The organism is Pseudomonas sp. P2S-1, from assembly GCF_057197725.1.
The window spans coordinates 536936-561309 of record NZ_CM170068.1 but is presented as its reverse complement, the minus strand read 5'-3'; the positions used below and the strand labels follow the sequence as shown (position 1 = coordinate 561309).

The 24374-nt window shown below is 64.0% G+C and carries 26 protein-coding genes and 1 riboswitch; of the genes, 15 read left to right on the top strand and 11 right to left on the bottom strand.

Annotation, left to right across the window (positions count from 1 at the left end; all coding sequences use genetic code 11):
- Positions 1 to 33: 33 nt before the first annotated feature.
- Both AC2CQI_RS02680 and AC2CQI_RS02675 read left to right on the top strand, forming a co-directional pair.
- Positions 34 to 708: a hypothetical protein gene (locus AC2CQI_RS02680; RefSeq protein WP_256721191.1), complete on the top strand. Its 675-nt coding sequence runs from the start codon at positions 34 to 36 to the stop codon at positions 706 to 708.
- Positions 709 to 725: 17 nt separating this feature from the next.
- The gene (locus tag AC2CQI_RS02675; protein ID WP_075805537.1) at positions 726 to 1241 is read left to right on the top strand and encodes a DUF2846 domain-containing protein; all 516 of its coding nucleotides are present in this window, start codon (positions 726 to 728) and stop codon (positions 1239 to 1241) included.
- Between the two features lie 162 nt (positions 1242 to 1403).
- Here AC2CQI_RS02675 and AC2CQI_RS02670 read toward each other — a convergent pair whose 3' ends face one another.
- Positions 1404 to 1844 (bottom strand): PACE efflux transporter, encoded by a 441-nt coding sequence (locus tag AC2CQI_RS02670; RefSeq protein WP_484579074.1) that lies wholly within the window; start codon positions 1842 to 1844, stop codon positions 1404 to 1406.
- Positions 1845 to 1959: 115 nt separating this feature from the next.
- On the opposite strand from AC2CQI_RS02670, the gene AC2CQI_RS02665 reads away from it, so the two are divergent.
- Entirely contained in the window at positions 1960 to 2850 is an 891-nt protein-coding gene (locus tag AC2CQI_RS02665; RefSeq protein WP_484579073.1) for a LysR substrate-binding domain-containing protein, read from the top strand.
- 190 nt (positions 2851 to 3040) lie between these two features.
- Positions 3041 to 4267 (top strand): MFS transporter, encoded by a 1227-nt coding sequence (locus AC2CQI_RS02660; protein ID WP_075805534.1) that lies wholly within the window; start codon positions 3041 to 3043, stop codon positions 4265 to 4267.
- A 140-nt stretch (positions 4268 to 4407) separates the two neighbouring features.
- On the opposite strand, the gene AC2CQI_RS02655 is transcribed toward AC2CQI_RS02660, so the two are convergent.
- Positions 4408 to 5325 (bottom strand): bifunctional helix-turn-helix transcriptional regulator/GNAT family N-acetyltransferase, encoded by a 918-nt coding sequence (locus tag AC2CQI_RS02655; RefSeq protein WP_484579072.1) that lies wholly within the window; start codon positions 5323 to 5325, stop codon positions 4408 to 4410.
- Between the two features lie 136 nt (positions 5326 to 5461).
- Between AC2CQI_RS02655 and AC2CQI_RS02650 the strand changes: the two genes are divergently transcribed.
- Together AC2CQI_RS02650 and AC2CQI_RS02645 are read left to right on the top strand one after the other, a co-directional pair.
- The gene (locus tag AC2CQI_RS02650) at positions 5462 to 5908 is read left to right on the top strand and encodes a GNAT family N-acetyltransferase (RefSeq protein ID WP_075805532.1); all 447 of its coding nucleotides are present in this window, start codon (positions 5462 to 5464) and stop codon (positions 5906 to 5908) included.
- Between the two features lie 336 nt (positions 5909 to 6244).
- Positions 6245 to 7579 (top strand): MFS transporter, encoded by a 1335-nt coding sequence (locus AC2CQI_RS02645; protein ID WP_484579071.1) that lies wholly within the window; start codon positions 6245 to 6247, stop codon positions 7577 to 7579.
- 98 nt (positions 7580 to 7677) lie between these two features.
- Here the strand turns inward: AC2CQI_RS02645 and AC2CQI_RS02640 are convergent, their stop codons facing one another.
- The 5 genes from AC2CQI_RS02640 to AC2CQI_RS02620 all read right to left on the bottom strand — a co-directional run bounded on the left by AC2CQI_RS02640 (position 7678) and on the right by AC2CQI_RS02620 (position 12378).
- Complete coding sequence (locus AC2CQI_RS02640) at positions 7678 to 9012, bottom strand: OprD family porin (protein WP_484579070.1); 1335 nt, start codon at positions 9010 to 9012, stop codon at positions 7678 to 7680.
- Positions 9009 to 9443 carry a pseudoazurin gene (locus AC2CQI_RS02635; protein ID WP_484579069.1) on the bottom strand — a complete coding sequence of 145 codons (435 nt, stop codon included), beginning with the start codon at positions 9441 to 9443 and terminating at the stop codon, positions 9009 to 9011. The genes AC2CQI_RS02640 and AC2CQI_RS02635 overlap by 4 nt, the downstream gene beginning before the upstream one ends.
- Positions 9440 to 10453: an ABC transporter substrate-binding protein gene (locus AC2CQI_RS02630; protein WP_484579068.1), complete on the bottom strand. Its 1014-nt coding sequence runs from the start codon at positions 10451 to 10453 to the stop codon at positions 9440 to 9442. Before AC2CQI_RS02630 ends, AC2CQI_RS02635 begins: the two co-directional genes overlap by 4 nt.
- Positions 10454 to 10579: 126 nt before the next feature.
- A riboswitch (cobalamin riboswitch) is annotated at positions 10580 to 10780 on the bottom strand.
- 22 nt (positions 10781 to 10802) lie between these two features.
- Positions 10803 to 11924 (bottom strand): ShlB/FhaC/HecB family hemolysin secretion/activation protein, encoded by a 1122-nt coding sequence (locus AC2CQI_RS02625; RefSeq protein WP_484579067.1) that lies wholly within the window; start codon positions 11922 to 11924, stop codon positions 10803 to 10805.
- A 160-nt stretch (positions 11925 to 12084) separates the two neighbouring features.
- Positions 12085 to 12378 carry a hypothetical protein gene (locus AC2CQI_RS02620; protein WP_484579066.1) on the bottom strand — a complete coding sequence of 98 codons (294 nt, stop codon included), beginning with the start codon at positions 12376 to 12378 and terminating at the stop codon, positions 12085 to 12087.
- Positions 12379 to 12639: 261 nt separating this feature from the next.
- On the opposite strand from AC2CQI_RS02620, the gene AC2CQI_RS02615 reads away from it, so the two are divergent.
- From AC2CQI_RS02615 to AC2CQI_RS02605, 3 genes are all read left to right on the top strand, one after another.
- On the top strand, positions 12640 to 13332 hold the full coding sequence (locus tag AC2CQI_RS02615; RefSeq protein ID WP_484579065.1) for a response regulator: 693 nt from the start codon (positions 12640 to 12642) through the stop codon (positions 13330 to 13332).
- 59 nt (positions 13333 to 13391) lie between these two features.
- Complete coding sequence (locus AC2CQI_RS02610; RefSeq protein ID WP_484579064.1) at positions 13392 to 15152, top strand: sensor histidine kinase; 1761 nt, start codon at positions 13392 to 13394, stop codon at positions 15150 to 15152.
- 283 nt (positions 15153 to 15435) lie between these two features.
- A complete protein-coding gene (locus AC2CQI_RS02605; RefSeq protein ID WP_484579063.1) occupies positions 15436 to 15945 on the top strand; it encodes a GNAT family N-acetyltransferase in 510 nt (169 codons plus the stop codon).
- Here the strand turns inward: AC2CQI_RS02605 and AC2CQI_RS02600 are convergent.
- Positions 15881 to 17020 (bottom strand): oxidoreductase, encoded by a 1140-nt coding sequence (locus AC2CQI_RS02600; RefSeq protein ID WP_484579062.1) that lies wholly within the window; start codon positions 17018 to 17020, stop codon positions 15881 to 15883. The genes AC2CQI_RS02605 and AC2CQI_RS02600 overlap by 65 nt on opposite strands.
- A gap of 114 nt (positions 17021 to 17134) precedes the next feature.
- Here AC2CQI_RS02600 and AC2CQI_RS02595 point away from each other — a divergent pair, with 114 nt between their 5' ends.
- The 5 genes from AC2CQI_RS02595 (at position 17135) to AC2CQI_RS02575 (ending at position 19971) form a co-directional block, all read left to right on the top strand.
- Positions 17135 to 18028 carry a LysR family transcriptional regulator gene (locus AC2CQI_RS02595; protein WP_484579061.1) on the top strand — a complete coding sequence of 298 codons (894 nt, stop codon included), beginning with the start codon at positions 17135 to 17137 and terminating at the stop codon, positions 18026 to 18028.
- A 72-nt stretch (positions 18029 to 18100) separates the two neighbouring features.
- Positions 18101 to 18718 carry a hypothetical protein gene (locus AC2CQI_RS02590; protein WP_484579060.1) on the top strand — a complete coding sequence of 206 codons (618 nt, stop codon included), beginning with the start codon at positions 18101 to 18103 and terminating at the stop codon, positions 18716 to 18718.
- 7 nt (positions 18719 to 18725) lie between these two features.
- A complete protein-coding gene (locus AC2CQI_RS02585) occupies positions 18726 to 19121 on the top strand; it encodes an ASCH domain-containing protein (RefSeq protein WP_484579059.1) in 396 nt (131 codons plus the stop codon).
- A complete protein-coding gene (locus AC2CQI_RS02580) occupies positions 19112 to 19615 on the top strand; it encodes a surface-adhesin E family protein (RefSeq protein ID WP_484579058.1) in 504 nt (167 codons plus the stop codon). The genes AC2CQI_RS02585 and AC2CQI_RS02580 overlap by 10 nt, the downstream gene beginning before the upstream one ends.
- A gap of 53 nt (positions 19616 to 19668) precedes the next feature.
- Complete coding sequence (locus AC2CQI_RS02575; RefSeq protein WP_484579057.1) at positions 19669 to 19971, top strand: HAD family hydrolase; 303 nt, start codon at positions 19669 to 19671, stop codon at positions 19969 to 19971.
- Between the two features lies 1 nt (position 19972).
- Here the strand turns inward: AC2CQI_RS02575 and AC2CQI_RS02570 are convergent, their stop codons facing one another.
- Positions 19973 to 20401, bottom strand: a complete 429-nt coding sequence (locus tag AC2CQI_RS02570; RefSeq protein WP_484579056.1) for a TOBE domain-containing protein — start codon at positions 20399 to 20401, stop codon at positions 19973 to 19975.
- A 375-nt stretch (positions 20402 to 20776) separates the two neighbouring features.
- Here AC2CQI_RS02570 and AC2CQI_RS02565 point away from each other — a divergent pair, with 375 nt between their 5' ends.
- Positions 20777 to 22135 carry an 8-oxoguanine deaminase gene (locus AC2CQI_RS02565; RefSeq protein ID WP_075805516.1) on the top strand — a complete coding sequence of 453 codons (1359 nt, stop codon included), beginning with the start codon at positions 20777 to 20779 and terminating at the stop codon, positions 22133 to 22135.
- Between the two features lie 99 nt (positions 22136 to 22234).
- Here AC2CQI_RS02565 and AC2CQI_RS02560 read toward each other — a convergent pair whose 3' ends face one another.
- Both AC2CQI_RS02560 and AC2CQI_RS02555 read right to left on the bottom strand, forming a co-directional pair.
- A complete protein-coding gene (locus AC2CQI_RS02560) occupies positions 22235 to 23161 on the bottom strand; it encodes a PDR/VanB family oxidoreductase (protein ID WP_484579055.1) in 927 nt (308 codons plus the stop codon).
- Positions 23158 to 24210 carry a Rieske 2Fe-2S domain-containing protein gene (locus AC2CQI_RS02555; protein WP_484579054.1) on the bottom strand — a complete coding sequence of 351 codons (1053 nt, stop codon included), beginning with the start codon at positions 24208 to 24210 and terminating at the stop codon, positions 23158 to 23160. The genes AC2CQI_RS02560 and AC2CQI_RS02555 overlap by 4 nt, the downstream gene beginning before the upstream one ends.
- Positions 24211 to 24374: the final 164 nt, after the last annotated feature.

Sequence of the window (24374 nt, the reverse complement as noted above, 5' to 3'; positions counted from 1 at the left end):
ACTTAACGCCTCGCAGACGTTGCGAGGCAAGACATGCATATCCGCTTGAATCGTTACCCGAACAAGGTCGAATTGATCTACACGGACGCTCACAGGCCTAATGGCCTCGATCACCTCAAGGAACAGAGCCCTATGTATGCCCGCTTTATCTTGGTCACGGTCGCCCTCATCCTCAGCGGATGCACAGCCAACCAGTACGACAACAGCAAACCCCCGGACCCAACTCAAGCCGTCATAGTTGGCCGCATCGCCGAAGGTTTCCTCACGCAACCGCACGGTCTGCAGATAGACATCCAACGTCAGGGCGAGCCCGCCACACGTATCCAGCTCAGGACCCTCGGGAACAACAAAGACGTCCACGGCCGTTTCGTTCTGGGCGAACACTTCATGTACCAGGTCCCACCAGGTACCTATGAAGTCACCGGTTGGCAGTACCAGTACTACGCTGGCAAGTCGATGGCCAGGCGCGCCGCCGACCATTTCACCGTCAAGGCTGGAGAAGTAGCCTACATCGGCAACTACACCGCTAATTCCCTGAGCTACTGTCTGACCCGCAACAGCCAGTTGGAGCCGGCCGTGGAGCCTTTGGTGAAGAAGTTCCCGATACTCAAAGACCGCCCCATCAACAACGTCGCCGAGAGCGCCCCCTTCGCCCCCTGGCCAACGTCTGATGCCCGTGACAATGGCAAAGGCCTCTGCAACTTCTGATCGAGTATCCCCCCACGATGATCAAGCACTTCCTGGCCGCTGTAGTGGTCGCCACCTCCCTCCTCCTCGCCGGCTGCAGCACTTCCAACTTGGAGGGGCGCCCATTCTTCGACACACTCGAAGCGCCACGCGCCGACCAGGCCACCCTGTACTTCTACCGAGTCATGCCCACCATCGCAGCCAAGGTCCCGGCAACCATCACCGTCAACGGCAACACCGCCGGCGAACTGCTAGGTGGAAGCTATTTCGTCACCCACCTGCCAGCTGGCAAGTACCACATCAAGTCGTCAACCTCGCCCCTGCTTGCAAGCCGGGACAATAGCGCTTTCGATCTGCAGGTTGAGAGTGGCAAGACCTACTTCATCGCCGACCAGGAAAACACCGAGCCCTTCAAAGCCGACGGCCAGTTGCTTGGATTGGAGTCCCACGCCAACTACCAGCGTAGCCCCTTCTATTTCCGTTACGCCCTGGTAACCCAAGATGAAGCACTGCGCGCGCTTAAGTGGTGTCAGAAAAGTACACCGGTGCGCTGAGGTTGAAACCCGGGCTACTACAGCGAACGGATGGAACTCAGATGGTCTCCGGTGGCAGGCCCAAGAAATTGGGTCTTTAGGCCGCAACATGAGCGTCTGCTATGGCTCGTAAACGGCCGTTCACGACCCATCGCAGGATGGCCAATTGGCGTTTCGGGCGGATTATGAGTTAACAGAACCCGCCTCCTTCGCGGACACTGGTAGATCAAACACCCTGTCGAAGACCCACTGAAATACCAGCGCGTAGAAAAAGAAGAACACGAACAACCCCAGATCAGTGACCAGTGCAGCCCACCAGGAAATCTCCAGCCACCAGGCCACCAGTGGCACCAACAGCAGAACCAGTCCGCCCTCGAAACCCAGTGAATGGAGCAACCGTCTGCTCAATGTCCGCTCACGCCGGGGCTGGCGCGCTTCCCAGTACTCGAAAACATGGTTGAACAGTACGTTCCACAGCAGCGCGCTGACAGACAACATCACTGACAGCGCACCCGCATGAGCCAAACCTTCGCCGTATATCGACGCAATGCTGGGTGACAGCACCGTAATAGCGATCGACTCATAGAGGATGGCTTGAAGGATTTTTCTGGAAGGGCCTTGCACGATGTTCTCCGAAGGTTGGGCAAGTCGAATACCAGCGACGGTACCCTCCCCTACGCACCAGGAAAAATGAGATAAATTGAATCCGCATCAATTCAATTCATTCAGGGAGCCCTGCGTGTTTTCGACTCTTCCACTCAACGCGCTGCGCACCTTCGAAGCGGCGGCGAGGCTGGGCAGTTTCAAGGCGGCCGCTGAGGAACTTTCGGTCACCCCGGCGGCCATTTCCCACCAGGTCAAAACACTGGAAACCCACCTCGGAACGCTGCTGTTCAATCGGTCCGGACAAGGCGTGGCATTGACCGATGAGGGTGAGTTGCTCTATCGCCAGACCCATCAGGCGTTATCAGACATTCGCCGCAGTCTGCAGGCTTTGCAGCCGGACACCGTTCACCAGACCCTGACCATCACCACTACGCCGGGCCTGGCCGCAGCCTGGCTGATTCCACGGCTGGGTGGCTTTTACCGGCGCTTCCCACAATTCACCGTGCGGGTCGATACACGCAATGAACTCGTCGATCTCCTGCGTGATTCCAGCATCGATCTTGCCATTCGCTCGGTCAGCCGCGATGACCCCAGGTTGTTCTGCCAAGCGCTGATGAATGAGCGATTTTCGGCTTACGGCGCCCCGGACCTGGTCGCCTCGCTGAACCTGGATCAGCTCGAGCTGATCAACCTGCAATGGAAAATTCCAGGCGCATTCCCGGTCAATTGGCAAAGCTGGTGTGCGTCAGCGGCTTGCCAGGCCTGGCTGGAAACCGCGCAGATGCGTGAGTTCGATGATGAGCATTTTGCCTTGAGCGCAGCCATCGCCGGTCACGGGCTGGTGCTGGCCAGCAATGTGCTGGTCGCTGACAGCCTCAGGCGTGGGGAACTGGTGGCCTACAGGCCAGAAATCAGCCTGCCGGGGCCGCGGTACGTTGCTGCGTGCGTACCGGGAAGGGAGCGGCAGGTGCAGGTGAGCGCGTTCCTGAGGTGGCTGGCAGATACCGCGCTACAGGAAGGATGACCAAACCGGAGAACGCGAATCCAACCACCCCGTGACCATTCCACGATCACGGATGTCCCATCGATCACACTGATGATTACTATCGAACCGCCCGCCTGTCGAGCGGTGGAACCGCGCTCTTATAATCCCCTTCGATTTTCCCCGCTTTCCCGCCTGCTCCAGGCGACCTCCCTCCTTGGAATCCGACACTATGCCAAGCGCCAGCCAGGCCCCACGGGGCCGTCCCGAACATGATCAACAAAGCGTTTTCCAGCAGTGGCTGGCGATCCTCTCCGTCGCCGTGGGTGCCTTCGCCCTGGTGACCAGCGAATTCCTGCCGGTGGGCGTGCTCAACGATGTCGCCAGCGACCTGGGCATCAGCGCCGGCCATGCCGGACTGATGGTGACCCTGCCCGGCATCATGGCCGCCCTCGCCGCGCCGCTGCTGTCGGTGGGTATTGGCGCGATGGACCGACGCTACCTGCTGGTCGGCCTGACGCTGATCATGATCCTCGCCAACTCGGTGGTCGCCTTCGCCAGCGACTTCAACCTGCTGCTGGTCGGCCGCGTCCTGCTGGGCATCAGCATCGGCGGCTTCTGGGCCACCGCCATCGCCCTGAGCGGGCGCCTGGCACCCAAGGGAGTCGGCGTGGCCCAGGCCACCTCGATCATCATGGCCGGGGTGACCCTCGCCACCGTGCTCGGCGTGCCCGTCGGCACCTGGCTCAGCGGCCTGATGGGCTGGCGCATGACCTTCCTGGCCACCGCGCTGGTGGGCATTCCGGTGCTGCTGGCGCAGGTCTTCCTGCTGCCAAAGCTGACACCCGACAAGGCGATCCGCGTCAGCGACCTGCCGGCCCTGTTCATCAACCCGCTGGCCCGGGTCGGCCTGATCGCCGTGTTGCTGATCGGCCTGGCGCACTTTGCCGCCTATACCTATGTCGCGCCGTTCTTCAAGCACAGCTCCGGCTTCGATGGCGCGACCATCAGCTCGTTGCTGCTGCTCTACGGCGTAGCCGGGGTGATCGGCAACCTCTTCGCCGGCTTTGCCGCCAACCAGAGCGTGCGCCATACCCTGCTGCTGGTCGCGCTGATGATCGGCGCCAGCACCGCGCTGTTCCCCTACTTCGCCACCGGCATGACCGGCGCGGTGATGCTGATCGCGCTGTGGGGCTTCGCCTTCGGTGCCTTCCCGGCCTGCGCCAGCATCTGGATGTTCGTGGTCGCGCCCAAGGACGTGGAGCGCGGCATGCCGCTGTTCGTTGCGATGTTCCAGGTGATCATTGCCCTGGGTTCGTTCTTCGGTGGGCAGATCGTCGACCAGTTCGGCAGTGCGCTGCTGCTGAGCCTGGCCACGGCGCTGGTGGGGTGTGGTTTCATCACCGTGCTGGTGCTGGGGCGCAATGTCAGCAATAGCCTGGCCACCCAGGCCGGCTAGGGTTTGGACGAAAAGTCGCCGAGCGGCGATCAGGCAAGGCGAAAACAGGCGAGGAAGCGGAGTTGACTGGTTGTCAATGAGCATTCCGAGCCTGTTTTCAACGCAGCATGATCGTCGCGCAGGCACTTTTCGTACAAAACCTAGAGTTGCAAGGCCCAGGTCTGGCTGACCAGATCCTTGCCGAACTCATGCACCGGCGCCTCCTCGACCAGTTGGAAACCCGCCTTCTGGTACAGGCGCCGGGCATCGGTCAGCACACTGACCGTCCATAGCATCATCCGCGTGTAGCCGCTGTCCCGGGCGAAGCGCAGGGTTTCTTCGATCAGCCGCTGGCCGATGCCCAGGCCACGGGCGCTGGCATCCACGTACAGCATGCGCAGCTTGGCGGTGCTGTCGTCGTGGCGGGTGACGAAGACCGAGCCGATCACCTTGCCGTCCTTTTCGGCGATCCAGCAGCGCTCCGCAGCCGGGTCGAACTCGCGCAGGAACTTCGCCACGATCTCCGCCAGCATGGCCTCGAACTCCGGGTTCCAGCCGTATTCACGGGTGTAGAGCTGCGCCTGCTGCTGGACGATCAGGCCCATGTCCCCGGCCTGGGGCGGGCGCAGGATGTATGAGCTGTCGCGCTCGCCAAGCAGCGACTGGACCTGCGCCATGGCCAGGATCAGTTGCTGTTGCCGGGCCGCAGGCATGTCCTGAAGCAGAAGCGCGACCTCTTCGCGGGCCGCTTGCTCGAGAGAGGCCAGCACCGCCTTGCCCTGTGCAGTGAGCTGAAGCACCGTCGCCCGCGCATCGCTGGCGGAGCGCGACTTGCTGATCAAGCCTTTCCTTGCGAAGCCGGCGATGATCCGGCTCAGGTAGCCGGCGTCCAGGCCCAGCAGTTGCCGAAGCTCGGCGCTGGTCAGGCCCGGGGTGCTGCCCAGTTCGAAGAGGATGCGGCTTTCGCTGAGGGAAAACCCGGTGCGCGCCAGATGCTCGTCCAGGGCGCCGATCTGGCGGGTGTAGAAGCGGTTGAAGCGGCGGATGGCGTCGGCGTGTTCAAGAAGAATGGCGTTCATTGGCAAGACGACTCATTTAGTTGCTTTGAGCAAATATATATTTGCCTTTAACAATCATGTCAATAGTTGGGCATTCTCTTGGGTAGACTCCCTCCCTTTACGCAAGCAGCGACTCTCGAAACCAAGGACGACCCTCATGCAGATACGCCACCTCACCCACGCCGACCTTCCCCACGCCAGCGCCCTGTGCCTGGAGGCCTTCATGCAGGCGGTGGCGCCGTCGCTGTCGGCGCAAGGCGTGGAAACCTTTTCGGGGATTGCGACAGAGACCGCCTTCGCCGAGCGCATGAAGGGTGACAACCTGATGCTGGCCTGTGTTATCGATGAGCTGCTGGTCGGGCTGATAGAGCTCAAGGAAGGCCGGCACGTGGCGATGCTCTTCGTTCTGCCGCAATGGCAGCGCAAGGGCGTTGGCCGACGCCTGATGGAGGCGGCGCTGGAGCAGGCCAGGAGCGAGGTGGTGACGGTCAGGGCGTCGTTGTCCTCAGTGCCGTCCTATGAACGCTATGGGTTCGTGCGCAGTGGTGAGGTGGGCGAGTTTGCCGGGATGGTGTTCCAGCCGCTGGAAAAGCATCTGGCCTGAGGCCCCTGTAGGAGCTGGCTTGCCTGCGAAGGACCGCAGAGCGGTCCCAAAACCATCCAGCACGAGCCGGCACCTCGCTCGATTACGGATTCGGTGCCTGCCAGACCGTAGTCATCCCGATACACGGTGAGACAGGTTTCGGGACCGCTTTGCGGTCCTTCGCAGGCAAGCCAGCTCCTACAAGATCCGCGTGCGTCCCGGTTACTGCGCCCACCCTCACCCAATACGACCCCCATCATCCCGATCGAGACACCCATCTTGCCGACCGGCCCGGGCGCCTTGCATCGTGCGCGAAACCCCATTCGCGCCGCTGCAAGACCCAGGAGAGCACCGGTCATGACCGAGACCATCAGCGTATCCCCCGCCACATTGCGCAAGGTGACCGCCGCCGCAGCCGTGGGCAACTTCGTCGAGTGGTTCGACTTTGCCGTGTACGGTTTTCTCGCCACCATCATCGCCAAGCAGTTCTTCGCCAGCGATGACCCCAACGCCGCCCTGCTGCAAACCTTCGCGGTGTTCGCCGTAGCTTTTGCCCTGCGCCCGCTCGGCGGGATCGTTTTCGGCGCACTGGGCGACCGCCTAGGCCGCAAGCGTGTACTCTCGGCCACGGTACTGATGATGGCCGCCGCGACCACGGTGATCGGCCTGCTGCCGACCTACGCCAGCATCGGCCTTATGGCCCCGGTGCTGCTGACCCTGACCCGCTGCGTCCAGGGCTTCTCCGCCGGCGGTGAATACGCCGGGGCCTGCGCCTACCTGATGGAACATGCGCCCAATCACCAGCGCGCCTGGTATGGCAGTTTCCTCCCGGTGTCGACCTTCTCCGCCTTCGCCAGCGCTGCGGTGATCGCCTACCTGCTGGAAGCCAGCCTGTCCGCCGAGGCCATGTCCCAGTGGGGCTGGCGCGTGCCGTTCCTGGTGGCCGCGCCGCTGGGCATCGTCGGCCTTTACCTGCGCTGGAGAATGGAGGAAACCCCGGCCTTCCGCCTGGCCATGGCGGAGCAGAAGGAGCATGCCCACTCGCCGCTGCGGGAAACCCTGACCCAGCAGAAAGGCGCGATGCTGCGCCTGGGGGCGTTCATCTCGCTGACGGCACTGTCGTTCTACATGTTCACCACCTACTTCGCGACCTACCTGCAGGTGGTCGGGCATCTGACCCGGGCGCAGTCGCTGATGGTCTCGACCATCGCCCTGCTCTTCGCGGCCGGCGCGTGTCCAGCGGCAGGTGCCTTCGCCGACCGCTTCGGCCGGCGCCGGACCATCGGCCTGACCTGCCTGTGGGTGATCGTCGCGGTGTTCCCGGCCTACTGGCTGGCGAGTTCCGGGAATGTGGTGGCGGCCGTGGTCGGGGTCATCCTGCTGGCGGTGGGCGCGGTGTCGTCAGGCGTAGTGACAGCGGCGCTGCTCTCGGAAACCTTCCCGACCCGCACCCGCTATACCGCCTCGGCGATGACCTACAACGTGGCCTACACCCTGTTCGGGGGCACCGCACCACTGATGGCGACCTGGCTGATCGGCCTCAGCGGCAGCAGCCTGGCGCCGGCGTTCTATCTGGTGGTGATTGCCTTGGTGGCGTTGGTCGGAGGGTTGGCGTTGCCGGAGACCAGCCGGATTTCGTTGCATGATGAGCCAGCCGCTGCACCTGCCAGCGGTGTGGGACAGACCCACTGAGGATTTCAAGCCAGCCCCCACGGGTACCGCGCGCACCGCTGAACCTGTGGGAGCTGGCTTGCCAGCGATGAGGCCCTGAAAAGCACCACAAGGCCCGATCAGAGCCCGCCGCCCAACGGATACTCCACCGCCAAACGGATTTGATCCCCATCCAGCTCCGCCTGCGCCGTATCCCCCCGGTGCACATTGTGCCGAATCGAGAAGGCCAGGCCCTTGGCCTTGCCGTCCTGCACCACATAACGCGCTTCCAGATCCCGCTCCCAGTGCTTGCCGTCCTTGCCGTAGCCCAGGTACGCATAGCCACCGTTCGGATCGACATGGGTCCCGTCGATATCGAAGCCACGGACATAGAGCGCCGTCAGGTTCAACCCCGGCATCCCGAACGCGCCCATGTCCAGGTCATAGCGCGCTTGCCAGGACTTCTCGTTGGGCGCGTTGAAGTCGGACAGCTGCACCGCGTTGCTGATATAGATCGCGCCACGGCTGACGTAGTCGAACGGCGTGTTGCCATCCACCTGCTGCCAGCCAAGCCCGAAGCCATGAGGCCCGCGGACGTAGCGCGACATCAGGCTCCAGGTGGTGTTGTCGATCCGCCCCGAAAGGGCCTTGCCGGTGTCGGTGGTGCGATACAGGTTGAGATCCAGGCTCAGGCTGCTGCGGTCATCCAGGGCGTGGGTGAAAGTGCTGCCGAGGTAATGCTGGTTCCAGCTGTCCTCGTAGCGCGAGGTGTACAGGCTGGCGCTGAAATCATCGCGTGGGTTCCACACCGCCCCGGCCAGGTCGAAAGCATTGCCCTGCTCGGCGTTGGAGTAATTGACCACGAAGCCCTGGTCATGACTGGAGGCATTGCGGTCGGCGTTCTCGGTGAAGTGGCCGGCCACCAGCTTGAGTGTGTCGATCTCGTTGCTGGTGAGGAAGAAGCCGGTGAAGGTCTCGGGCAGCAGACGGCTATCGGAAGAACTGAACACCGGCGTTTTCACCCGCTGCTCGCCCCAGGCCAGCACCGTGTCGGACACCCGCACCTTGAGCGCCGCGCCGGCCCGGCCGTAATCGTCCTTCGGATGCCCCTCGTTATCGACGCTGAGCAAGCGCGCCTTGCCGGCACGACCGCCCCCACTGTCGAGCTTCACGCCGAGATAACCATGGGCGTCCACCCCGAAACCGACCGTGCCCTGGGTAAAGCCGGATTGATAGCTGCCCATCAGGCCATAAGCCCATTCCTGCGCCAGGCCATTACGCTCGCTGCGCGGCTTCCAGGCATTGCGCGCACTGCCATTGCGGCCGCCGTGGCGATAGTCGCGCTGGTCAAAGACGCTGCGGTTGAGCACGCTCCAGGTGCTGTCCGCGATAAAGCCGTTGGACTGCGATTGCGCCGGGTCGGCCTGGGCGAACGGTGCTGCAACCAGCAGCGGAAGGTACCTGAACGCACTCACTGAGCGGCCCCCAGCTTCTCCAGCTGACTGGCCAGACGTGCAGTTGCCCGCGCCGGCAGGCCATCCGGCAACGCCGCCTTGTCGACAGACCCATCCCCCACCCGGATCAGCATGACCATGCCCATGGCCAGGTGCGGCACGCACTGGATGCCATACAGCCCCGGCACGCTGAAGGTCTGCTCGAACGGCTGGCTGAGCTTGCTCTTGAACGCCTGGGCCCCTGCCGGCAGCAACCCTGGAAGGCTGGCGGCATTGTGGCTGGCCTGGGTCGGCAGGAAGCGCACGCTATCGCCGGGCGCAATGTGCAGGTGGTCCGGCTCGTAGACCATGGCACCGCCAGCGCCACGGTTGAGCATCTTCACTTCATGCACTTCGGCCAGCGCCACGCCGCTGAACACCAGGCCGGCCAGGGCGAGCAGCACAGCCCTCATTGAGCCACCGCCTTGCCCGTGGCAAAGGCCGTGGACAGGGTTTCCAGGCCGCGGAACAGTCGGATACCGGCCTGCATGGCATCGGCGTCGAGAACGATGATGCGGTTGTTCTTCACCGCGTCCATATGCTGCGCCACCGGGTCGCTGCGCAGGAATTCCAGCTTCTTCAGGTAGTCATCGGCGGGGAAGCGGCGGCGGTCCATGCGGGCGATGATGATCCAGGTCGGATTGGCCTTGGCCAGGGTCTCCCAGCCCACCGAGGGCCATTCCTCGTTGGACTCGACCACGTTGCGCACGCCCAGGGTCTGCAGCATGTAGTCGGCCACGCCGCTGCGGCCCGCCACATATGGGTCGACTTCCATATCGGCACTGGAGAACCAGAACACCGCGCTGGTCTTGCTCAGGTCCTTGCCGGCCAGCTGCGCCCTGGCCTTGTCCATCTGCCCCTTGAGCCGGGCATTCAGCGCCTCGCCCCGGTCCTGCACGTCGAAGATCTGCGCCAGCTGGCTGACGCTCTTGTAGATGCTGTCGATATTGAACGGCTGGGTCCGGGTGCCATCGGCGCCGACCAGGTTGTCCTTGCCTTCGCAATCGGAGGGCAGGATGTAGGTCGGGATACTCAGCTCGTGGAACTGCTCGCGGGTGCCGACCACGCCTTGCGCGCCGACCATCCACTCGAACTGCACCGCCACCAGTTGCGGGCGCTTGCCGGTGACCGACTCGAAGCTCGGGTCGTTGTCGGCCAAACGCGGCACCCTGGCGTTCTGCGCAGCGAACTCGGGCAGCACATCGTTGAACCACAGCGAAGTCCCGGCGAGTTTGTCACCCAGGTCAAGGGCATAGAGCATCTCGGTGCCGGCCTGGCCGATGGTCACGGCGCGCTCCGGCGCCTGGGCGAAGGTCTGCGGCATGCCGCAGTTGTCAATGGTCAGGGGATAGTGGGTAGCGGCGGCCTGGGCCAGACAGGTCAGGCTGAGTCCGGCAAGCAGGATGGCGAAGCGAGGCAACATCAGGGGCGATCTCCTATCGAACGCGGCGCGGGACGAGCGCGCGGACAGGCATCACCGGGCTCCCGGCCGGCAGCAGGGAGCGCCACCCAGGGACAGGGCGGGATGTCCATCCCGGACACCCCGCCGGTTGGTAAATGTATGCCGGCAGGTCTCCTGACTGGTGCGTCCTCATCTGGCCCCACCTTCCCGGATCGAAGGATCCAGTGGCGATCAAAAGGAGCAGACTCGGCACCTACAGTTGCGGGGGCAGTTCCGTTTGGCCCGTGCGGGACGGGCTACGGATTCCCTATTGATTCCGTGAAGGAAACCGGCGGGCGGCATGGTAGACCATCTGCCCGCCGAAAGGGAATCAGAAGGAATACGCCAGTTGCCCCCAGATTCGCGGCTGACGATCCTCACTCTCGCGCTCCCCCAGCGGCCAGCCCGCCAGCGCGCTGATATTCCAGCCCCCATTTGACCAGCTTCCGCCAAACCCTGCAGCCGAAAGGCGCCGGGGTGCCGTGTCGACGGTCCAACTGGGCGTATTCAAGCGTGCCTCACCATGATCGGCAAAGGCGACCAGTTGCCAGTGTTGGGTCAGGGCATAGCGCAATTCGGCGCTGGCCTGCCAGCCCTGGTCGCCGAAGGCGGCGGTCTGGGGTTCGTAGCGCGCGCCGAAGACACCGCCGAGATAGAGCTTTTCCGAGTCATCCAGGTTGTCGTTCGACCATTGCCCTCGCACGCCCACGTACAGCGCCAGGCGATCACCCAGTGGCTGCAGACGTGCCAGGCTTGCGCGCAGCGCGCTGAAACGCCCCGTATCGGCCTTGCCGACCAGCGACCAGGGCGAGCCTTCGATCTCCAGGCGACCCTGGCGCCAGTTCAGTTCCAGGGCGCTCCTGCCCGCCGTGGCCAGCAGACCGTAGTCGAAGACCCGGGAGTGCTTGTCGCTGTCGAAGGCAAGCAGTCCCGATTCATCGCGCAGGTGCTTGTCGTCGTATTGCAGGCGGGCCTTGAGATCGAAGCCTGCGGTTTGCAACAGCGGCTGGAGGATAAAGGCACTGGCGGTACGCGCCTTGCCCTTGGCGTCGAGGGCTTGCAGTTCGTCACCGAGCTTGTAGGCCAGGTCCGAGAGGATGAAGCCGACACGGCTGGACCATGGGCTGACGGCCAGGGAGTAAGCGGCCCAGTGATAGTGCCCCGCCTCGGCCGAGCCCAGGCTGCGCAGGCTCAGCAAGTCGTCCGTGGCGAGCAGGCCATGCAGGTTGAGGCCGCTGGCGAGGCGGCCCTGGTCATCATGGCCGCCGAAGTTGTCCAGAGCCACGCTGCCGCTGAGGAACGGCATCGCCGTGATGTCTTCGGGCAGGTCGTAATGGGTGTCGGCCAGCGACAGGCTGCTGCGGGTCGGCAGGTCGGGCAGCTCCTGGAACGGCAGCACCTGGGCAAGGCAGGACAGCGGCAGGAGGCAGGCTGTGGACAACAGGGTGCGCATGGAGAGGATTACCAAAAAAAGAGAGAGCGACACGGACCCTGTGGGAGCTGGCTTGCCAGCGATGAGGCCAGCACTGACGATGATGTTGTCAGGACTGGCCAAATCGCTGGCAAGCCAGCTCCCACAAGTCCCTGCTAAATCAATGAGTCATGCAGGGTACTTAGAACGATCGAACCACCTGCGCCCACAACCGCGGCGTGCGGTCCACATCGCTTTGCGGATCATCATTGCCCAGCTTCCACGCCGCCACCGCGTTCACCTGCCACCCATAGGCCGCCCAGCGTGCACCCACGCCCGCCGCCGACAGGCTGCGGTGGTTCTCGCCATTGCTCCAGGTGTCCTTGTTCAGCCGCACTTCGCCGTGGTCGACGAAGGTGCTGAGCTGCCAGGCATCGGTCAGCGCATAGCGCAACTCGACGTTGGCCAGCCAGCCCGAGATTCGGGCTCCAGACAAGCGCGTAGGTGCGGTTCATGGTGGTACTCCTGGGGCCTTGCCGATGAACGGACGACAAGGTAAGGGCCGGAAAGTGGGCACAGGCGATACGGACCGCAAGGCCTGGCAAAGTGCTATTGGGCGTGAACCTATTGGCAAGTGGCTATCACCGAAATCAGGTAATTTCAGCGGCCCGGCATACCTGATTCTGGTGATGGTCGAAGGCCGTCACGGCATGTCAGACTAATGGCATTCCTTGTTAGCGGCATGGAGTGCCATTACTTGATAGCAATTCCCAATCACCCTCCTGATGAATCCCTGCTGCCTGCGCCGGTACTGGTCGTCGAGGACGATCCACTGATGCGCCAACGGCTGTCGCGGGTGCTCGGGGAGATCGGCTATGGCACCGATGCGGTGAGTTTCTCGGTCAACCTCGCCGAGGCCCGCGCCCATGTCAGCCAGCACCCGGCCGCGATGGTGCTGGTGGACCTCGGCCTGCCGGACGGCAATGGCATCGAGCTGATCCGCGAGCTGCGCGCCCAGGACCCGGCGCTGTGGATCCTGGTGATCTCGGCCTGGAGCACCGAGGAAGCGATCCTAGGTGCCTTGCGTGCCGGGGCCACCGGCTATGTGCTCAAGGAACGGGATGACCTCGAGGTGAGCCTGTCGATCCGCAGCGTGCTGCGCGGCGGCGCGCCGATCGACCCGTTCATTGCCCGGCGCATTCTCACCCTGCTGCCCACCGAACCGCTGGCCAAGCCGGCCGATGCCCAGGATGGCGAGGCCCTCAGTGCCCGCGAGAACGAGATTCTGCAATGGGTTTCCCGCGGCTTGAGCAACCGGGAAATCGCCGATCAGCTGACCATTTCCCGCTATACCGTCGAATGCCATATCAAACGGATCTACCGCAAGCTGGCCGTTTCCTCGCGTACTCGCGCGGTAAACGAAGCCCGGCAACGCGGCTTGTTGCCCTGATCCTGCTGCTCGCCCTGCTGCCCTGGCTGCCCGGCCTGGCGCGGGCGAGTTGTCAGCCGGTGATTACCCAGGTATCGGTCGCTCCCGAGCGGGCTGGCGATGGCTTGCGCCCGGTCGAGGGCTGGCAGCCGGTCACCCTGCCGGACCTTTGGCAACGGCACTGGCCCGGTTTCAGCGCAGCGGTCTGGTATCGCCTGGACTGGCAGGCCGACTGCCCGGGCGAAGTGCTGGCGCTGAATATCGACCGCCTGGTCATGGCCGCCGAGGTGTGGCTCAACGATGACCTGCTGTGGCGTGATGACAGCCTGGTCGAGCCCCTGTCACGCAGCTGGAACCTGCCGCGCTACTGGTTGCTGCCGCAGTCCGGGCTGCAAGCCGACAACACCTTGTGGATTCGCCTGGTGGGCTCGGAGCACGCCGCGCCGGGGCTGGGCACGGTGCGCCTGGGCACGCCTGCGCAGGTCTGGCCCGAATACCGCAAGCAGGAGTTCCAGCAGCGCGAGGTAATTTTCGTCAGCCTGATGATTTCCCTGGTGCTCGGCGTATTGTTCCTCACCTTCTGGCTGTTCCGCCGCCAGGAGCGCGCCTTCGGCTGGTTCGCCCTGGCCTCGTTGTTGTGGTCGCTGGGTATCCTCAACATGCTGGTGACCTCGTCGTGGCCCTTCCCCAATGGCGAAGTCTGGGACCGCCTGAGCCTGGGGGCGCTGGCCCTGTACTGTCCGGCGTTCTGCCTGTTCATCTGGACCTTCGGCGGCATGCAGTTCCCGCGGTTCAGGACCGCGCTGTGGACCCTGTCCCTGGCCCTGTGCCTGGCGACGGTGGTGGTACCAAAGAGCGACCTGGCAGTCCTGCAACTGACCTCGGCGTTTTCCCTGCGCCTGGCCTTGTTCGTGGTTTGCCTGCAACTCTTGTGGCGGGCGTTCCGGGTCCAGGATATCTACCTGATCCTGCTGGGGCTGGGCATCGGCGCCCTTTCCGTCTTCGAGTTCCTGGCCCTGACCGGGGTCCTCGGTATCGAGGGCGTCTACGCCCTGCTCTCTGCCCCGCTGATGTCGGTGCTGATGTTCCTGATCCTGGCCACGCGCTTCTCCAACAGCCTGCAGCGTATCGAGCGTTTCAACGATGAATTGCGGGCCACGGTCGACAGCACCCGCGCGGAGCTGACCCAGACCCTGCAGCGTGAACACCGCCTGGAAGGCGACAACATCCGCCTCAATGAACGCCTGCGGCTGACCCACGACCTTCACGACAGCCTGGGCAGTTCGTTGATGCGCTCGATCGCCCGCATGGAACATGGCGAGGGCTTGCGCGAGGCGCAGTTCCTCTCGGTGCTCAAGACCCTGCGCAGCGACCTGCGCGACGTGATCGACGGCTCGTCCGCCGTGCCGGCCTGGCAATCGCCGCAGGAATGGCTGGCGCCGTTGCGGCGGCGCTTCATCGACCTGTTCGATGACCTGGGCATCACCACGCGGTGGGACCTGCCGGAGCACTGGCCCGGGGTGTTCAGTGCAACGCAGTTGCTGGCGTTGACGCGCTTTCTGGAGGAAGCGCTGACTAATGTGCTCAAGCATGCCCGGGCAACCCGGCTGGAGGTGGGCGTTTGGGCTGAAGGGGAACATGGGTTGGGGCTATGGGTCTGTGACAATGGGCGCGGGTTCGATGTGGAGACGGTGCTGGCGGCCGGGACCGGGGTGGGCATGAGCAGCATGCGCATGCGCATCGAGCGGATGGGTGGGGAATTGCGGGTTGAATCGCGGGCGGGGGAAACGCGGTTGGTGGCAACGATTCGCGGGGCTGCGCCGGGTTCCACGGGGTCTTGAATCAAACCTGGCCTTTGTGCCCGATAGAAAACCCTGTGGGAGCGGGTTCACCCGCGATTGCGATAGTGGCTGCACCACCGCAATCGCTGGCAAGCCAGCTCCCACAGGTTTCTCGGCCAGCCACAGGTGTTGTGTTCAACGCGGTCACTGTGGGAGCTGGCTTGCCAGCGATTGCGGCAGATCAGGCAACATCATTGTCATCGCCGGCCTCATCGCCGGCAACGCCGGCTCCCACAGGGTCCGCGCCCTCCAAGAGTTATGGACTGTTTCTGGAAGATCACCCATGGAACTCCGACTGACCACCCAGAACGACTGGCAACGTCTCAAGCAGGCCCGCCTAGCCGCCCTCCTCGACTCCCCCACAGCCTTTGGCGTGAGCTACCAGACAGCCGCCGGGTACACCGACGAACAATGGCAGCAACGCGCCTCATCAACGGGCACGGCGTTCTGGCTGGCCATGCTTGGGGATCAAACCCTGGGGATGGTCGGTGCAGCGTTCAGCGACACCGGGCGCTTCAACCTGATCGGCATGTGGCTCGCCCCCGACGCCCGCGGCAGCGGCGCAGCCGAGCAACTGATCGAGGCGGTCAAGGCGCGGGCACGGGAACGCGGGCATGGACAGGTCTGCCTTGATGTCTCCCCGGAAAACGCCAGGGCGGTGAGCTTCTATCTCAAGCAGGGCTTCGTCTTCGTGGATGAATGGGAAACCCTGGAAAGTCATCCGCAGATCAAGGTGCGAGGGATGGTCTGGTCAGCTTCAACCCGAGATTGCCGATCAATTCATCGTCCTTGATATCGGCAATCGGCCCGAGAACGGCCGGATCGAACGCCGCCAACGCCTGACCAGCAAGAACCCGACGCGGAAAATCCGGATTGGCCAGCGCCACCTTGCCCAGCGCAACGATATCGGCCCCGTCCTCGATCAACGCCTCGGCACGCTCACCCTCCTGCACCCCGCCATTGCCAATCACCACGACACCCGGCGCATAACGACGCGCCAGCGCCACCAGGCTCCGGTCGCTGTCCACGAACGCCGGCTTCCAGGCTTCGAACTCGGTGACATGGACAAAATCCACACCCGCATCCGTCAGCGAACCGAAGATCACCTCGGCATCCGCCTCGCCCCCCGCCCACTTGTGGGCAAAGTCATTGACCTTGCCCTGGGAGATCCTGACCCCAACCGGAACCTCACCCACCGCATCCCGAACCGCCTTGACCACCTCCAGCGTCAGACCAATCCGTGCACGAACATCCCCCCCCCAACGGTCACCGCGCTGATTGCTGTAGTCCGTCAGGAACTGGTCGAGCAGATAGCCATTGGCGCCATGAATCTCGACTCCGTCAAACCCCGACTCCTGCACAGAGCGCCGCGCAGCCTGGGCAAAACCCGCGACGGCATCGGCGATGTCTTCCTCGCTCATGGCCCGAGGCACCCGGTACTTGCCCTCGCCGTAGTAGAAACGCATCTGCTCGCCCTTGGGCTGCACTGCAGAAGGCGCGACGCTGTGATCGACGAAGCGGTTGCCCTGGCTCAAGGCCCCGGCATGCATCAGCTGGGCGAATACCTTGGCGCCATGCACATGAGCGGCATCGGTGATGGTGCGCCAGGCCGCAGACTGCTGCGCATCGACGATCCCCGGCTGATACGGATAGCCCTGGGCAAACTGCCGGTCGGTGTAGATCCCCTCGGTGATCACCAGGCCGAACCCGCCCCGGGCGAATCGCTGGTAGTAATCAGCCATGCGCCGGGTGGCCAGCCCGGTCTCCGTGGCGCTGACCCGGGTCATGGGCGCAACCGCCAGGCGGTTGTGTAGCGCCAGGCCTTTAATATCGAATGGCGTTAGAATCCTGCTGTCTGAATGGCTCATGGCTGTCTCGTCGCTCCAGTGCTGTAGGGATGAATGAGCCAATCCTAGAAGTGACAACGAAGCCGACCAAGCCATGCTGAGGTGAAGGCGGCTTAACCAAAAAGGATAAAACCAATGCTGGTCGCGGATCTGCGCATCTTCCTTTCGGTCACCGGCGCCGGAAGCCTTTCGGCGGCAGCGCGGCAACTCGACGTGGCGCCCATGCAGGTGTCGCGACGCCTGGCGGCGCTGGAGGAGGAACTGGGCGTGCGCCTGTTCCACCGCACTACCCGCTCGGTCGCGCCGACCGCCGAGGGCGAAGCCTTGCTGCCCTACGCCAGGACGATGATCGATGCCGAAGAAAGCGCTCTGCGCGAGCTTGGCCCCTCCTCCGCCGGCGTCAGCGGCACCCTGCGCCTCACCACACCCAGCGTGTTCGGCCAGTCCGTGGTGCTGAACCTGCTGCCGAAACTGCTGGCCGAGCACCCCGGTCTGCGCGTGGACCTGGAGGTGTCCGACCGCCTGGTGGATATCGTCGCCGGCGGTTTCGACCTGGCCCTGCGCGTAGCGCCCCTGGCTGATTCGGAACTGGTCGCGCGCAAGGTCGCGCCCAACCCGCGTGTGCTGTGTGCCGCGCCGGCCTACCTGAAACACCGCGGTCACCCCAAGCACCTGGCCGACCTGGATGCCCATGACTGCATCCAGCTCCAGGCCGTGGCGCGGTGGCCGTTCGTGATCGACGGGCAAGTCCAGCGTCGGCGCATGCATGGCCGGGTCAGCACCAGCAGCGTCGATGCCGTGCGCAGCGCCGCCGTCGCCGGCCTGGGCATCGCCATGCTGGCGTACTGGGATGTGGTGCAGCAGTTGCGCGATGGCTCGCTGGTGGAGATCGAACTGCAGGACGCCGGGATGGAAGCCCTGTCGGTTTGGGCGGTGACACCAACCAGGCGCTACGTGCCGGCTCGGGTCAAGGTCTTTCTCGAAGCGCTGGAGGCCGAGATGAATGCGCTGCAAGCCGCAACGCCCTGAAGGCATTCCCCGTGCCCTCGATGAACCCTGTATCCTCCGCCACGGACGTGCCCACTTTCAGAAGGATCTCGAATGAAGTTCGCAGCAATCGCCACCAGCGTACTGTCCCTGGCCCTGCTCAACACGGCTCACGCAGGAAACGACGACAACAGGGCGTTGGTCGAAGCCCGCTGGTACACCCTGGACTATCTCGAGAAGCGGCTGGCCGTCATCAATCCGGGCTTGCTCAAAGAGACCTTTCCCGGGCGCACTACCTATGCCTTCGTCGACGACGTGCCTGGATATCCGGTGAAAGGGGCAAACCTGTTGCGCGAACCGTCGCAGACGCTACAAGGCGCCTTCATGCGCTGGCCGGATCCGAAAAGCGGCAATGTACTGGCGACAGCGGTGGACGACTTGTGCGTGAGAAACGCTGCGCTGGGACTGCGTTCGTTGTATCGGCAGGCCCGCCAGGTAGCACACCCCAAGCCCGGCCAGGGCATCGTCATCGCCGGGATCAGCACCGGGGAGCTGAAGTCGGCACCGCAGGATCTGGACCGGACCCCAAGCAGGAACCGCGACGACATCAGGTCGGTACGCCCCACGGACGAAGGCAGAATCCGCTGCAACGTCTATCGCACTGTTACCAACCGCAGCACGGTCTACGACATCTCCGTGGTCATGCGGTCCATGGGGGCCTACTGGAAGTGACCGGGATATGAAAACCCTCTCGATCGTCAGCCCCGGCGGCACAAGAATCGCCTCCGGCCAGAAAACCCTCGAGATCCGCCGCTGGCATCCTGACCTGGCCCTCTGCGAGGACCTGCTGATCGTCGAGAACGAACGCTTCCTGCACAACGACGGCGAGGAAGACGAGGGACACGCGGTAGCCATCGTCCGGGTCAAGGCCGTGCGCCCCTTCGAAGTCGCCGATATCGAGGCGGCCTGTGCCAGCTATCACGAAGACGGCTGGCTCGCCTGGGAACTCACCGACATCAGGGCGATCACAAAACCGCTGCCCGTTCGCGCTGCCCGGGGGATCTACGAGGTGGATTTCCCGGACTCGCACCCGCAGTCTTCCACGTGTTCAGGAGCTACGACGCAATGGAACTGACCCGCCCCCTCATCTGCCTGGCCGCCGCCCTGCTCCTGGCCGGCTGCGCCCATGACGCCGCAAAACCCGAGACCACCCCGGCAGCGCCTGTCGCGCCAACTCCCTCTTCCGACAAGCCAGCCGGCCTGTTCGAGATCCTCTCGACGTCCGAAGTCGCCACCTTCTTCGATGCCCATTCCGTGGCGCTGTACCAGGGCAAACCACAGCTGCGCCAGTTCAACCTGATCAACAACTACGCCAAGCCCGCCAAGATCGGCTCCGGCGAAACCTGGGTACGCAGCTCCAGCTCGCTGCGGGTAATCGACTGCGAACAAGGCAAGACAGCCCAGTTCGGCCGGGTGTATTTCACCGAATACTTCGCCAAAGGCGAAGAGGTCCTGCGCAAGGACGAAGTCCCGCGGTGGGAGGCGGTGCTGCAGCAGTCGATGCTGGGGCAATTGCGCACCATGGTGTGCGGGCTCGATCCGGCACGACTCAGGGGCGCAGGTAACTGACCCGACGACCACCGGCGACCACAGACCAACCCGAAGATAGAAAGGACAGCCCCATGCACCACGCGGCTCCCGCCATCGACACCATCGTATTTGACCTCGGAGGCGTTCTGGTCGACTGGAACCCCCGGCACCTGTACCGAAAGATCTTCATGAACGACGAACCGACAGTGGAGGCGTTCCTGTCCGAGGTCTGCAACACCGCCTGGAACGAGCACCAGGACCGCGGCCGCCCCTGGGCGGAGGCCATCGCCCAGGCAACTGCCGGGCACCCGACCCACGCGGCCAACATCCGCGCCTATCGCGAGCGCTGGGACGAGATGCTCGGCGAACTGTTGGAACGGGGCCTGCTGCGCTGACTCAGGCCGGCACACCCAGAATGATATGCGACGCCTTGATCACCGCCGTAGCACTCACCCCCGCCTTCAACCCCAGCTCATCCACCGCATCACGCGTGACGATCGAATACACCTTGCTGCCACCTGCCAGCTCCAGCAGCACCTCGGCATTCACCGCACCGTCGGTCACGCTGAGCACCTTGCCCTCCAGGCAGTTGCGCGCCGAAAGACGGATGCCGGCAGCCTCGGTCATCAGCATCACCCACGGCGCCTTGACCAGCGCCACGGCCTCCTTGCCCACCGCGATGCCGAGGCTGCGCACACTTTCCATGGTGACCACGGCCACCAGTTGCTCGCCACCCGGCAGGGTCAGGACCACTTCGGCGTTGACCGCGCCTTCCTGCACCTGGCTGACCTGACCCTTGAATACGTTGCGTGCGCTGACCTTCATGAGAGACTCCATTTCCTGACTTCAAAGTTAGATTCTGCCGTCAAGATGCGAGCTTGCGCTGTGTAGTCACAACCATAACGCCAGACATTCCCTGTATACAAAAACCAAAAACACTGCTTACAATCGTTACCGCCTACGACATCGGCAATCGCCCATGCGTATAGCAACGGTCCACAGCCATGCAACGCCAACCACAGTTCGACCTAATCGAACGTCCCCGCTGCATCCCCCTCGGTAACGCCCGTTCACGCCAGCCCTTGGGCAGGTCGAGGCCCTCGTCCTCGACAGCCATCCCGTTCGCGCCTTTGCACTGATCGATTTCGCCCGAGCGAAATGCCTTTGAAAACCGCACTCCCCCTCAGGAGAGGAATCCCCATGCCCAAGACATTACTGGTCAAGAACGCCGAGCTTCTGGTGACGATGGACGGCGAACGCCGCGAGATCAGACGCGGCGGCCTGTACATCGTAGACAATGTGATCCAGCAGGTCGGCCCCAGCGACGAACTGCCGCAACAGGCCGACACGGTCCTCGACATGACCGGCAAGGTGGTCATCCCCGGCCTGGTCAACACTCACCATCACATGTACCAGAGCCTTACCCGGGTGGTCCCGGCAGCCCAGGATGGCGAGCTGTTCAACTGGCTGACCAACCTCTACCCGATCTGGGCCCGGCTGACCCCCGAGATGATCGCCGTCTCGACCCAGACCGCCATGGCCGAGCTGATCCTCTCGGGCTGCACCACCTCCAGCGACCACCTGTACATCTACCCCAACGGCTGCAAGCTGGACGACAGCATCCACGCTGCCGGCGAGATCGGCATGCGCTTCCATGCCGCCCGCGGCAGCATGAGCGTCGGCCGCAGTCAGGGCGGCCTGCCGCCGGATTCGGTGGTGGAGAAGGAGAGCGACATCCTCAAGGAGTCGCAGCGCCTGATCGAGGACTACCACGACGCCAGCCATGGCTCGATGCTGCGGGTCGTGGTCGCGCCCTGCTCGCCGTTCTCGGTGAGCCGCGACCTGATGCGCGAAGCGGCGGTGCTGGCCCGTGAACACGGGGTGTCCCTGCACACCCACCTGGCGGAAAACGTCAACGATATCGCCTACAGCCGCGAGAAGTTCGGCATGACCCCGGCCGAGTACGCCGAGGACCTGGGCTGGGTCGGCCACGACGTCTGGCATGCCCACTGCGTGCAACTCGACCAGCATGGCATCGAGCTGTTCGCCCGCACCGGCACTGGCGTCGCCCACTGCCCGTGCTCGAACATGCGCCTGGCCTCGGGTATCGCGCCGATCCGCAAGATGCGCGATCACGGTGTGCCGGTGGGTCTGGGCGTGGATGGTTCCGCGTCCAACGATGGTGCCAGCATGATCGGCGAAGTGCGCCAGGCCCTGCTGCTGCAGCGGGTCGGTTTCGGTCCGGATGCGATGACCGCCCGGGAAGCCCTGGAAATCGCCACCCTGGGCGGCGCCAAGGTGCTCAACCGCAACGATATCGGCGCCCTGGCGCCGGGCATGGTGGCGGACTTCGTGGCCTTCGACCTCGGCCATGTGGCCTATGCCGGTGCCCTCCACGATCCGCTGGCAGCGCTAGTGTTCTGCACCCCGACCCATGTCGATACCAGCGTGATCAATGGCCGGGTGGTGGTGAAGGACGGGCGTATCACCACCGTCGACCTGCCACTGGTGCTGGAACGGCATAACCAGTTGGCGCGGCAATTGGTGCTCGGCGAGTAAAGAGATCTGAGTTGCCGCTGAGGGTCTCATCGCTGGCAACGCCGACCTGGGCTGGAAAAGGGGTGCTCCGGCCGGGATCGACCAGGCAGCACACCCTGGCTAGATATCCAGCACCAGGCACCCGCCTTTGGCCCGGGAACAGCAGGGCGTCATCTGCCCCCGCCGCTCCTCGGCCGTGAGGAACTGGTCCCGGTGCTCCACCTCGCCCTCCACCACCCGGGTGATGCAGGTGCCGCAAATCCCCTGCTCGCAGGACACCGGAATGATGATCCCGGCCTCGTCCAGCACCTGGGTGATGGAGCGGTCCGGCGGAATCTCGAAGACCTCCCCGGTCGCGTGGATGCGCACTTCGAAGGTTGCGTCGCCCGCCTGCGTTACGGGCGCCGCGCCGAAGTACTCGCGGTGCAGCCGCGATTCGTTCCAGCCCAGCGCCCGGGCGCCATCGAGTACGTGAGCCATGTAACCCGCCGGGCCACAGACGTAGAGATGGGTATCCGCAGGCTCGGCCGCCAGCACCTCGGCCAGCGCCAGGCGTTCGCCATCGTCGAAGTAACAACGCGCCGACAGCGCCCCAAGCACATCGAGAAACGCCGCGCACTGCGCCGAACGCGCCGAGTAATGCACCGCGAACGCCCGCCCCTCGCGGGCCAGGCTACGGGCCATGGCCAGGATCGGCGTGACGCCGATTCCCCCGGCAAACAACAGCGAGCGCCCGCCGTCGCGCTCCAGGGCGAAAAGATTGCGCGGCTCGCTCACCGTCACCCGTTGCCCCACCCGCAAACGCTCATGTACCGCCCGCGAGCCACCGCGAGACGCGGCATCGCGCAGCACGCCAATGCAATAGCGATGGCGCTCCTGGGGGTCATTGCACAATGAATACTGGCGCACCAGACCCTCGCCCAGGTGCACGTCGATATGCGCCCCGGCGGCGAACGACGGCAGTTCGCCACCGTCCTCGCGCACCAGCTCCAAACCGAGGATGTCCTGCGCCTCCAGGCGCATCGCCCTGATCAGCAGTTCCATCACGACGCACTCCGGGCAATGACCGGCGCCTGTTCCGCCGCAATGATCCGCTCGATGATGCGCCGCGATTGCACGCCACCGGCATCGATATTCAGCTTGAGCAGGTTGCGCTGCGGGTGCTCCAGCAGGTTGCGCTGCTGGCGCTCGAGCATTTGCAGGTCCTCGGCGAAGATCTTGCCCTGGCCCGTGCGGATGGTCTCGGTCAGCGCTGCATCATCGGCCTTGAAGTTGCGCGCCATGCCCCAGAAGTACCAGATCGAGGTGTCGCTCTCGGGGGTGATGAAGTCGACCACGATGCTCCCGGCCTTGCATTCGGCCGGGGCGTCGTAGCCACCGGTGCCGGCATGGGCCACGCCGACCTCGATCATCACGTGGCTGGGCGGGGTGAAGCGGCAGACCTGCCAGCGGTCCACCGCCACGTCGTCGGCCAGGCCGTTGCCACGCAAGGCCGCCTGCCAAAACGGCGGCGGCAGGATGTTTTCCATGTAGCGGCTGGTGATCACCTCGTCGCCATTGACCTTGGTACTGACCGGCGCCTCGTCGATTTCCTTCTGGCCGATGCTGGAGGCATGCACGTAGGTTTCGTGGGTCAGGTCCATCAGGTTGTCGATCATCAGGCGGTAGTCACAGGCGATGTGGTAGAGCCCGCCGCCATAGGCCCAGTCCGGGCTCTCGGCCCAGTGCAGATGGGGGATCAGCGCCGGATCCGCCAGCGCCGGATCACCCGGCCAGACCCAGATGAAGCCGTGGCGCTCCTCCACCGGGAAGCTGCGGATCGCCGGAAAGGCCTGGACCCGCTGGCACGGCATGGCGGCCGTTCGGCCGTCGCTGCCCATCTCCAGGCCGTGGTAACCGCAGATCAGCTTGCCGTCACGGACGAAGCCCAGGGACAGCGGCGCACCACGGTGCGGACAGAAGTCTTCCAGCGCGCCGACACGGGACGCGTCACCGCGATAGAACACCATGTTCTCGTTGCAGATCTTGCGGCCCAGGGGCTTTTCAGCGATCTCGTCGGGGGTGCAGGCGACGTACCAGGCGTTTTTCGGGTGCATGGGTCAGGCTCGTTTTGTTGTTGTGATGGATCCATAAACTGCAATTTAACGACCAATAACACAACAGAAACGCAAATAATGGATCCATTAACGGTTCGATAATCGCCCCGCTTTTGTTTCGCCCCTCCCTTCGCAGCGGCCGGCAAAGCCGTTACAGTGCCGCG